General features: G+C 71.8%; 1 protein-coding gene. It reads right to left on the reverse strand.

The window, feature by feature from the left end:
• Nucleotides 1-11 precede the first annotated feature (11 nt).
• Entirely contained in the window at nt 12-11,603 is an 11,592-nt protein-coding gene (locus AC3IX6_RS06965) for an SDR family NAD(P)-dependent oxidoreductase (protein WP_489369360.1), read from the reverse strand.
• Nucleotides 11,604-11,605 lie beyond the last annotated feature (2 nt).

Below are 11,605 nucleotides of genomic sequence, written 5' to 3' on the forward strand. Positions count from 1 at the left end.
AGAGAGGCAGGTCAGGCAGAGCCGAGTTCACTGTCGATGAAGTCGAAGATCTCGTCGTCCGTGGCGGACTCCAGATCCCGCTCGTCATCGGGGGCCGCTTCCGCGTGGCTGTCCAGCGTCCGCAGGAGGTCCCGCATCCGGTCGGTCAGCAGTTGGCGGGCGGCTGCGTCCAGCAGGTCGAGCTGGAGCCGGTCCAGGTCGGCAACGACCGACTTGGCGGTGGTCTCCCGCTGCGGGACGACCTGGGTGTGGAGGAACTCGGCGAGTGCCTCCGGGGTGGGGTGGTCGAAGACCAAGGTGGCCGGCAGCCGCAGCCCGGTGGCGTTGTTCAGCCGGTTGCGCAGTTCGACCGCGGTCAGGGAGTCGAAGCCGAGCTCCTTGAAGGCCCGGTCGGCGGTGACCGCCTGGCCGTCCACATGTCCGAGGACGGTGGCGACCGCGCCGCGCACCAGGTCCAGCAGGGCCTTGTGCTGCTGCGGTTCGGGCAGGGCGATCAGCCGCTCGGCCAGCGAGGCCGTGCCCGCCGGGCCCGCCTCGACGACCCGGCGCCGGGCCGGTGCGCCGTTCGGCGCGTCGAGCGCCGCCAGCAGTTCGGGCAGTGCCTGCCCGCTCGCCCGCAGCTTCGTCATGTCGACGGGCGCGGCCACCACGAGCGGCCGGTGCAGGCCCGGCGCGGCGTCGAGCAGGTCCAAGCCCTGTTCGTCGGTGAGCGCGGCCATGCCCATCCGGTCGAGTCGGCGCAGGTGCGCGTCGTCCAGGTGTCCGGTCATCTCGCTGGTCTGCGCCCACAGGCCCCAGGCGATGGAGGTGGCGGGCAGGCCCAGAGTGGCACGGTGGGCGGCGAGGCCGTCGAGGAACGTGTTGGCCCCGGCGTATCCGCCCTGTCCCGCGTTGCCCAGGATTCCGGCCAGCGAGGAGAACAGGACGAAGGAGGACAGGTCCAGGTCCTTGGTGAGCTCGTGCAGCTGCCAGGCGGCATCGGCCTTGGCGCGGAACACGGTGGCCAGCCGTTGCGGGGTGAGGCCCTCCAGGGTGCCGTCGTCGATCACGCCCGCGGCGTGCACGACGCCGGTGAGCGGGTGCGCGGCGGGGATGGCGGCGAGCACCTCGGCGAGGGCCCGGCCGTCGGCCGCGTCGCAGGCCGTGATGGTCACCTCGGCTCCGGCGGAGCGGAGTTCGGCTTCGAGTTCGGCGGCGCCGGGCGCCTGCGAGCCGCGCCGGCTGAGCAGCACCAGTCGGCGTACTCCCTGCTCGGCGACCAGGTGACGGGCGACCAGTGCCCCCAGTACACCCGTTCCGCCGGTGACGAGGACCGTCCCCTCGGGGTCGGGCGGGCACGGCACGGTCAGGATCACCTTGCCGATGTGGCGGGCCTGGCTGAGGTAGCGGAAGGCCTCCGGCGCCCGGTGGATGTCCCAGGCCGATATCGGCATGGGCTGCAGTGCTCCCTCGTCGAAGAGGGAGCGGATCTCGTCGAGCATCCGGCCGATCCGCTCGGGGCCGGCGTCCAGTACGTCGAACGCCTGGTACCGCACTCCCTCCCAGTCGGCGCCGACCTCCGCCGCGTCACGGATGTCGGTCTTGCCCATCTCCAGGAACCGGCCGCCGCGCGGCAGCAGCCTCAGCGAGGCCTCCACGTACTCGTGGGCCAGGGAGTTGAGCACGACGTCGACGCCCGCTCCCCCGGTCGCGGAGAGGAACTGCTCCTCGAACTCCAGCGTCCGGGAGTTGGCGATGTGGTCGTCGGCGAATCCCAGTCCGCGCAGGGTCTCCCACTTGCCGGTGCTGGCGGTGCCGTATACCTCGACGCCCCAGTGCCGGGCCAGCTGGATGGCCGCGAGCCCGACCCCACCGGTCGCCGCGTGCACGAGCAGGGACTCGCCCGACCGCAGCCCGGCCAGGTCGGTCAGTCCGTAGTACGCGGTCAGGTACACCACGGGGATGCCGGCCGCCTGTGCGAAGGACAGGCCCTTGGGCATCTGCGCGATCAGTCGGTGATCGGTGATCGCGACGGGTCCGACGCCGCTGGAGAACAGGCCCATGACCCGGTCTCCGGGAGCGAATCCGGCCACGTCCGGTCCCACTTCGAGGACCACGCCCGCGCCCTCGCCCACCGGCGGCCGCTCGTCGTCGGGGACCATCCCGAGCGCGAGCAGCACGTCGCGGAAGTTCAGGCCGCCCGCCCGGACCGCCACCCGTACCTGACCGGGCCGCAGGGGCTCCAGCACCTCGGGGCAGGCGGTGAGGGAGAGGCTGTCGAGCTCGCCCTTGATGGTCAGCGACAGGCGCCAGGGCTCCTGTCCGGCGGGTTCGGCCAGTACGGCGCCCGGGTCGGCCCGCACCAGCCTCGGTGCCAGGACGGTGCCGGTGCGCAGGACCAGTTCGGAGGCCTCGGCGGCCACGGCGGCCGGCACCGCCTGCCGGCTGTCGGGGTGGCCGTCGACGGCCAGGTGCTGTACGCGGCCGGGGTTCTCGGTGCGCGCGGTGCGGATCAGGCCGGTCAGCCCGGCGTGCGCCAGGTCCCCGGACCGGGTGACCACGGTCAGTCGGGCGTCGCCCGCCTCCGGGGCGGCGAGCCACTGCTGGAGGAAGGAGAGCACGTCGACGGCGAGTTCCCGGGCCGAGTCGGCCACGTCCGCACGGCCCGCGGGTACGCACCAGAGCGCCCGCTCCGGCGCGGCCGCCCCGGCGGCGGTCAGCTCGGCCAGGTCGGCGTACTCCGCTACGGAGACACCTTCCTCGGTGAGGACCGGGGCCAGGCCGAACGGGTCGGCCCCGAACAGGGCCCACCGCTCGCCGGACCGTACGGCGCCGGTCACGTCCGCCGTGACGAGGTCCACCGCGAACAGGGACTGCGGACCGGCCTCGCGGTCCGCGCCGAGCTGGTCCGCGCTCACCGCCCGTACGGTCAGGGTGTCGACGCTCGCGACGGGCGTGCCCGTTGCGTCGGCGATCAGCACCGAGATCGCGTCGGGGCCGGCGGGCGTGAGCCGGACGCGCAGCGACCGGGCGCCGGCGGCGTAGAGGTGCACTCCGGCCCAGCTGAACGGCAGGCGGACCTGGCCGGTGTCGTCGGCGAGACCGATGGCGTGCAGGGTCGCGTCGAGCAGGGCCGGGTGGAGGGTGAAGCCCGAGGCGTCCGCTTCGTCGGCGAGCCGGACCTCCGCGTAGACGTCCTCACCGGCCTGCCATGCGGCGTGCACGCCCTGGAAGGTGGGGCCGTAGTGGTAGCCGCGTCCCTCCAGCCGCTCGTAGAAGCCTTCGACGGGCAACGGGGCGGCGTCGGCCGGCGGCCAGACGGCCAGGTCGGTCGCCGGCTCGGGAGCCGTGTCGGTCATGGTGCCGGTCGCGTGCCGGACCCAGTCTCCCGCTCCACCGCTGGGGCGCGAGTGGATGCTCAGCTGCCTGCTGCCGTCGGCGTCGGCCGTGCCGAGGAGCACCTGGAGGTCCAGGTCTCCGCTCTTCCCGAACAGCACGGGAGCCTGGAGGGTGAGTTCCTCGACGTGGCTGCAGCCGACCTGGTCGCCCGCGTGGACGGCCAGTTCGACCAGAGCGGCTCCGGGCAGGAGCACACTGCCCAGGGCCGCGTGCTCGGCCAGCCAGGGCTGGGTGGAGCGGGACAGCCGCCCGGTGAAGATCAGGGCTTCGGTGTCGGCGGTGCGGATCGCGGCGCCGAGGAGCGGGTGCTCCGAGCGCTGGAGTCCGAGGGAGCCCGCGTCACCGGTGCCCGCGGTCCCCGTGAGCCAGTGCCGTCGGCGCTGGAAGGGGTAGGTCGGCAGGTCGACGACCGCGCCGGGTCCGCCGAGTACGGCCGCCCAGTCGACGACCACTCCGTGGACGTGCGCCTCCGCGACCGAGGTCAGGAAGCGGTCCTGGCCGCCGTCGTCGCGCCGGAGCGATCCGACGACGACGGTGCCGTCCGCTCCGGCCTCGTCGGCCGTGTCGCTGAGGGACGAGGTGAGCACCGGGTGGGCGCTGGCCTCGATGAAGACGCGGTGGCCGTCGGCGAGCAGGGCCCGCGTGGCCGGGACGAGCTGGACGGTCTGGCGCAGGTTGCGGAACCAGTACGTGCCGTCGAGCTCGGTTCCGTCCAGCGGCTGCCCGGTGACGGTGGAGTAGAACGCGATGTCGCCGGTACGCGGCGTGATGCCGGCCAGCAGCTCGCGCAGCTCCTCCTCCAGGAGGTCGACGTGGGCGGAGTGGGAGGCGTAGTCGACCGGGATGGTGCGCGCCCGGTACCCCTCGGCCTCGCCGCGGGCGACGAGGTCGGCGAGGGCCTCCGGGTTGCCGGAGACGACCGTGCTGACCGGGCCGTTGTGTGCGGCGATGTCGATGGCGCCGCCCCAACGGGTGATGAGCTCACGGACCTCGTCGGCCGGCAGCGCCACCGAGACCATGCCACCCGTACCCGCGAGCTTCACGATCGCCCGACTGCGCAACGCCACGACCTTCGCCGCATCGTCCAGGGACAACGCCCCCGACACGGCCGCCGCCGCGATCTCACCCTGCGAGTGACCGATCACCGCGTCCGGCTCGATGCCCACCGACCGCCACAACGCGGCCAAAGACACCATCACCGCCCACAACGCCGGCTGGACCACATCCACCCGGTCGAACCCAGGCGCACCCTCAACACCACGCAACACATCAAGCAGCGACCAGTCCGCGAACGGAGCCAACGCCCGCTCGCACTCCACCAGACGCGCGGCGAACACCGGGGAGGAGTCGAAGAGTTCCAGCGCCATGCCCTGCCACTGCGAACCCTGACCCGGGAACACGAACACCGTCTTGCCCGCACCGGAGACCGCGCCCTGCACCAGATTCGCCGCCGAACCGCCCGAAGCCAGCGCCTCAAGACCCGCCAGCAACTCATCCCGGCCCGTGCCCGAAACCGATGCACGGAAGGGGAGATGCGGAACCCGCGTCGCGAGCGCCGAAGCCACCCGCACCGGATCCACCAACTCCGAAGCCAGCAGCTCACGCACCTGACCGGCACGCGCCGCCAGCGCCGCCTCGCTCTTCGCCGACACCACCAGCGGAAGCCCCACCACCACCGGCTCATCGACCTCGACCGGCTCCGGGCCCTGCTCCAGGACCACGTGGGCATTGGTGCCACTGATACCGAAGGAAGAGACGGCCGCACGGCGCGGACGCGACAGCTCGGGCCACGCCCGGTGCTCGGTCACCAGTTCCACGGCGCCCGTCGACCAGTCGACGTGCGGGGTCGGCTCGTCCACGTGCAAGGTCGCCGGAAGCTCCCCGTTGCGCATCGCCATCAGCATCTTGATGATGCCCGCCACACCCGCGGCGGCCTGCGTGTGACCGATGTTCGACTTGATGGAACCGAGCCACAAGGGCTGGTCCGCGGACCGGTCCTGGCCGTAGGTGGCCAGCAGCGCCTGCGCCTCGATCGGGTCGCCCAGCGTGGTGCCCGTGCCGTGCGCCTCCACGGCGTCGACCTCGGAGGCTTCCAGTCCCGCGTTCGCGAGGGCCTGGCGGATCACCCGCTGCTGGGAAGGCCCGTTGGGGGCCGTGATGCCGTTGCTCGCACCGTCCTGGTTGACCGCGGAACCACGGATCACACCGAGGATGGTGTGGCCCAGCCGCTGAGCGTCCGACAGGCGCTCCAGCACCAGAACACCGGCGCCCTCGCCCCAGCCCGTACCGTCCGCCGAGGACGAGAAGGCCTTGCAGGTCCCGTCCGGGGACAGGCCGCGCTGACGCGAGAACTCCACGAAGGTCGTCGGGGTGGACATCACCGTGACGCCGCCGGCGAGGGCCATGGAGCACTCGCCCTGGCGCAGGGCCTGAGCCGCCAGGTGTACGGCCACCAGCGACGAGGAACACGCCGTGTCCAGCGTCACCGCAGGACCCTCGAGACCGAACGTGTAAGACACCCGCCCCGACAGGACACTCGCGATCGTCCCCGTCAGCAGATGCCCCTCGAAGCCCTCCGGAGCACTGCCCAGCCGCAGCCCGTAATCGTTGTACATCACACCGGCGTACACACCGGTCGAGGAGCCGCGCAGCGAGGCAGGATCGATACCGGCCCGCTCCAGCGCCTCCCACGCGACCTCCAGCAGCACCCGCTGCTGCGGATCCGTGGCAGTGGCCTCACGGGGACTCAGGCCGAAGAACTCGGCATCGAACTCGGCGGCCTCGTGGAGGAACCCACCCTTACGGACATAGGACTTGCCGATCTTCTCGGGGTCCGGGTCGAAGATTCCTTCGACGTCCCAGCCGCGGTCGGACGGGAACTCGTCGATCGCGTCCCGGCCCTCCGCGACCAGCCGCCACAGGTCCTCGGGCGAGGCGACCCCGCCCGGATAGCGGCAGCCCATCCCGACCACCGCGATCGGCTCGTCGGTGGAGACCGCGGTGACCACGCGGGTGCGCGTGGACGCGGCCGACTGGGAGGTCTCGCCCACCAGGTACTCGGCCAGGACGGCCGGAGTCGGGTAGTCGAAGACCAAGGTGGCCGGCAGTCTCAGGCCGGTCAGTTCGTTGAGGCGGTTGCGCAGTTCCACCGCGGTCAGGGAGTCGAAGCCGAGCTCCTTGAACGCGTGGTCGGGCGTGACCGCCTCGGAGCCGGTGTGGCCGAGCACGAGGGCGACCTCCGCCCGGACCAGGTCCAGCACGGTGCGGGAGCGGTCTTCGGCGGAGAGGCCCGCGAGCCGGTCGGCCAGCACGCCCGATCCCTTGCCGGAGCCCGCGCCGGGGCGCCGTACGGCCTGGCGCACCAGACCGCGGAACAGCGTGGGGACGACCGGCATCCGGCGGACGGCGGCCAGGTCGAGGGCGACCGGGACCAGCAGCGGCTCCGCCGAGGCGAGCGCCGCGTCGAAGAGCGCGAGGCCTTCTTCGTTGCCGAGCGGGGCGATGCCCGACCGGCTGATGCGCTCGCGGTCGGCGGCGTCGAGCGAGCCGGCCATCCCGTCCTCCGCCCACAGACCCCAGGCGAGCGAGGTCGCGGGCAGGTTCTGGGCGCGGCGGTGCTGCGCGAGGGCGTCGAGGAAGGTGTTCGCCGCCGCGTAGTTGGCCTGGCCGGCGTTGCCGACGAGCCCCGCGATGGAGGAGAAGACCACGAAGGCGGACAGCTTGTGGTGCCAGGTGAGGCGGTGGAGGTTCCAGGCGGCGTCCACCTTGGGACGCATCACCCGCTCCAGATGACCCGCCGACAACGACGAGACCGTCGCATCGTCCAGCACACCCGCCGTGTGCACCACAGCCGTCAACGGCCGCCCGACCGCAACCTCGTCCAGCAGCCCCGCCAACGCATCGAAGTCCGACACGTCACACGCTGCGACCTCGGCGCGAGCGCCCAACTCCGCCAGCTCCGCCACGAACTCCGCCGCACCCGGAGTCTCACCACCACGACGCGACACCAACAACAGATGCCGCGCACCGTGATGCGAAACCAACCGACGCGCCACCAGCCGACCCAACGTCCCCAGAGCACCGGTCACCAAGACCGTACCCTCCGGATCCAACCCCTCCACCACACCCGCAACCGCACCCGCACCCGCGGCACGAGCAAGCCGCGGCACGAACAACCCACCACCACGCACCGCCACCTCGGGCTCACCCGAAGCCAACACCGCCGGCAGCAACTCCAGACCACCCTCATCGAGGTCGGCGAGCCGGAAGCGTCCGGGGTTCTCGGAGCGGGCCGACCGGACCAGACCCCAGACCGGAGCCTGGGCGAGGTCCCGGATCGGTTCGCCGGCGGTGGCGGCCACGGCTCCCTGCGTGACCAGGGTCAGCTCGCTGTCGGCGTACCGCTCTTCGGCGATCCAGTCCTGGATCAGGGTGAGTACCGCGCCCGCCACCTGGTGGGCGTCCACCGGCGTCGCGTTGTCGGTGACGGGGAGTACGGCGACGACCTGTGCCGGAACCGGGTCCGCGAGGGAGGCCGGCAGGTCGGCGCGGCCGTCGGGGCCGAAGGCGATCTCGACGACGGTCGGCAGATCGCCCTGTTCGACGGCCACCGGCGTCCAGTTGATCTGGAACGGCACCGGCGCGCCGGTGTTCGCCGCCTGGGCCTGCACGTCGAGCCGGGAGATCGTCGCGACCGGCGAGCCGGCCGTGTCCGCGAGGTCGAGCGCCACGGAGTTCTCGCCCAGCCGCTTGACGTGCACCCGGAGCGCGGTCGCTCCGACCCGGTGCAGCGTGACGCCGCTGAACTCGAACGGCACCCGGAGCGGGCCCGTCTCCGCTTCGAGGAGAAGGGGGTGCAGGGCCGCGTCGAGGAGGGCGGGGTGCACACCGAAGCGAGCGGCTTCGCCGTGCAGCCGGTCGGGCAGGGCGACCTCGGCGAAGAGGTCGTCACCGGAGCGCCAAGCGGCACGCAAGCCCTGGAAGGCCGGCCCGTAGCCGTAACCCAGGTCGTCGAGGCGCGGATAGAAGTCGTCCACCTCTACGGGAACGGCGTCCGTAGGGGGCCATTGCGTCAGCCCGGCGCCCTCGGCGGGCGCGCCGGCGGCGATGCGACCGGTGGCGTACCGGACCCACTCGTCCTCGCGCTCGGCGAAGACGGAGATGTCACGCCGACCGTCCTGACCGGCCGGGCCCACGGCCAGGCGGATCGAGACGGGGGCGGTACCGGTCAGGGTGAGGGGTGCCTGGAGGGTGAGTTCCTCGACGGTGGCGTAACCGAGCTGCTCGGCCGCGGCGCCCGCCAGCTCCAGGAACACCGTCCCCGGAACCAACACCGTCCCACCGATCGCATGATCAGCCAGCCACGGATGCGAAGACAACGACACCGACGCCGAGAACTGCACCGCGTCACCATCAGGCTCCGTGATCACCGCGGCCAACAACGGATGATCCACAGCCGTCAGACCCAGACCCGCCGCATCACCAGAACGCGGCGCATCCAACCAAAAACGCTCACGCTGGAACGCGTACGTGGGGAGCTCGACGAAGGCTGAGCCCGGGAGGGAGCCCTCCCAGTCCACACCCACACCGTGCGCGTGGACAGAGGCCAGGGCGGTCAGGAGCGACCGCTTCTCCGCACGCTCCTTGCGGAGCACCGGGACCACGACCGTGCCCTCGATCTCCGCCAGGCACTCACCGGCCAGACCGGCCAGGGTGCCGTCGGGGCCCAGCTCCACGAACGCCGTCACGCCGAGACCCGCCAGGGTCGCGATGCCGTCGGCGAAGCGGACGGCCGAACGCGCCTGCACAGCCCAGTACTCGGCCGTGAACTCCTCGATCAACTGCCCCGTGACATTCGAGACCACCGGGATCCGCGGAGCCGAATACGTCAGCTCGCGGGCTACCTCGGTGAGATCGCCCAGCATTGCGTCCAGGTGCGCGGAGTGGAAAGCATGGCTCACCTTGAGGCGAGTGGCCTTCACGCCCTCGGCCTTGGCTATCTCCAGGACTTCGAGAACAGCCGCCTCGTCACCCGAAATCACGGTGCTGCCAGGGCTGTTGAACCCGGCCACATCCACACCCGAACGGCCCTCAAGCCAACCGGAGACACGCGCTTCACCAGCGTTCAGGGCGACCATCGCCCCACCCTCGGCAACACCGTTCATCAGACGCGCACGGGCACACACAAGCCGCGCAGCGTCCTCAAGCGAGAGCGCACCCGCAACATGGGCGGCGGCGAGCTCGCCGACGGAGTGACCCACCAGGTAGTCGGGGGTCACGCCGTAGTGAGCGAGGAGACGGAAGAGAGCAACCTCGATCGCGAACAGCGCCGGCTGAGTGAAACCGGTCCGCTGAAGCAGCTCCGGCTCACCCTCGATCACCCCGGCAAGCGAACGATCCAGGTGAACGTCCAGCGCCGCGACGACCTCATCGAACGCCGCCGCGAACACCGGCTCCGCCGCATACAACTCACGACCCATACCCACACGCTGACTGCCCTGCCCAGAGAACAGGAACGCGACCGACGCACCCGGCACCACACGACCGGACACCACACCAGCCGCCGGCACACCCGCCGCCAACGCCCGTACACCCTCAAGGAGTTCCTCACGGGACTCCCCCACCACCACCGCACGGTGATCGAAACGAGCACGCGACACCGCCAGCGAACGACCCACCGCCGCGACATCCAGCTCCGGACGCTCCTCCAGGAACGACACCAGCCGACCCGCCTGACCCGCCACGGCGTCGACCGACTTGCCCGACACCACCCACGGCACCGGAACCGAATCGGGCTCGGCTACGGCTTCCTCGGCCTCGGCCTCGGCCTCGGCGGGAACGGCGACGGCCTGCTCCACGATCACGTGGGCGTTCGTACCGCTGACTCCGAAGGAGGAAACGCCGGCGCGGCGGGGGCGGTCCAGCTCGGCCCAGTCGCGTGCCTGCGTCAGCAGCTCCACCGCGCCCACCGACCAGTCGACCTCGGGGGTCGGCTCGTCCACGTGCAGCGTCGCGGGAAGCACTCCGTTGCGCATGGCCATGACCATCTTGATCACGCCCGCGACACCCGCCGCGGCCTGCGTGTGACCGATGTTCGACTTCAGCGAGCCGAGCCATACCGGGTTGTCTTCCCGGCGGGCCTGGCCGTAGGTGGCCAGCAGCGCCTGGGCCTCGATCGGGTCGCCCAGCCGGGTGCCCGTGCCGTGCGCCTCGACGACGTCCACCTCGGAGGCGGACAGGCGGGCATTGGCCAGTGCGGCGCGGATGACCCGCTCCTGCGCCGGTCCGTTCGGTGCGGTGAGCTGGCTGCTCGCGCCGTCCTGGTTGACGGCGGAACCACGGATCACCGCGAGGACCTGGTGGCCGTTGCGCTCCGCGTCCGACAGCCGTTCCAGCACCAGCAGACCCGCGCCCTCGGCCCAGCCGGTACCGTCCGCGGCCGCCGAGAACGCCTTGCAGCGTCCGTCCGGCGACAGCCCGCGCTGTCGGGAGAACTCCACGAAGGTGCCGGGCGTGGCCATGACGGTGACGCCGCCGGCCAGTGCGAGGGTGCACTCCTCCTGGCGCAGGGCCTGCGCCGCGAGGTGGATCGACACCAGCGAGGAGGAGCAGGCCGTGTCGACCGTGACCGCCGGGCCCTCCAGCCCGAAGGTGTAGGCCACTCGGCCCGAGGCGATGCTGCCGGTGCTGCCGGTCAGCAGGTAGCCCTCGAAACCCTCGGGCGCGTTGGGGATGCGGGAGCCGTAGTCGTCGTACATGACACCGGCGAAGACGCCGGTTCGGCTGCCCCGCAGTGCGGCGGGGTCGATGCCGGCCTGCTCGAAGGCCTCCCAGGCCGTCTCCAGCAGCAGCCGCTGCTGGGGGTCGATGGTCGTCGCCTCTCGGGGGCTGATGCCGAAGAACTCGGCGTCGAACCGGTCCGCCTCGTACAGGAAGCCGCCTTCGCGGGTGTACGAGGTCCCGAGGTGGTCGGGGTCGGGGTGGTAGAGGTTCTCCAGGTCCCAGCCGCGCCCCTCCGGGAAGGGGCCGACCGCGTCGCGCTCGGCGCTCAGCAGCTCCCACAGGTCCTCCGGGGAGGCGATGCCGCCCGGGAGCCGGCACGCCATGCCCACGATCGCGATCGGCTCGTGTGCGCGCTCCTCCAGGTCCTGCACGCGCTGACGGCTCTCCCGCAGGTCGACCGTTGCCCGCTTGAGGTAGTCGCGAAGTTTCTGCTCGTTGTCCATGT

The organism is Streptomyces sp. GL_141 (genome assembly GCF_057834385.1).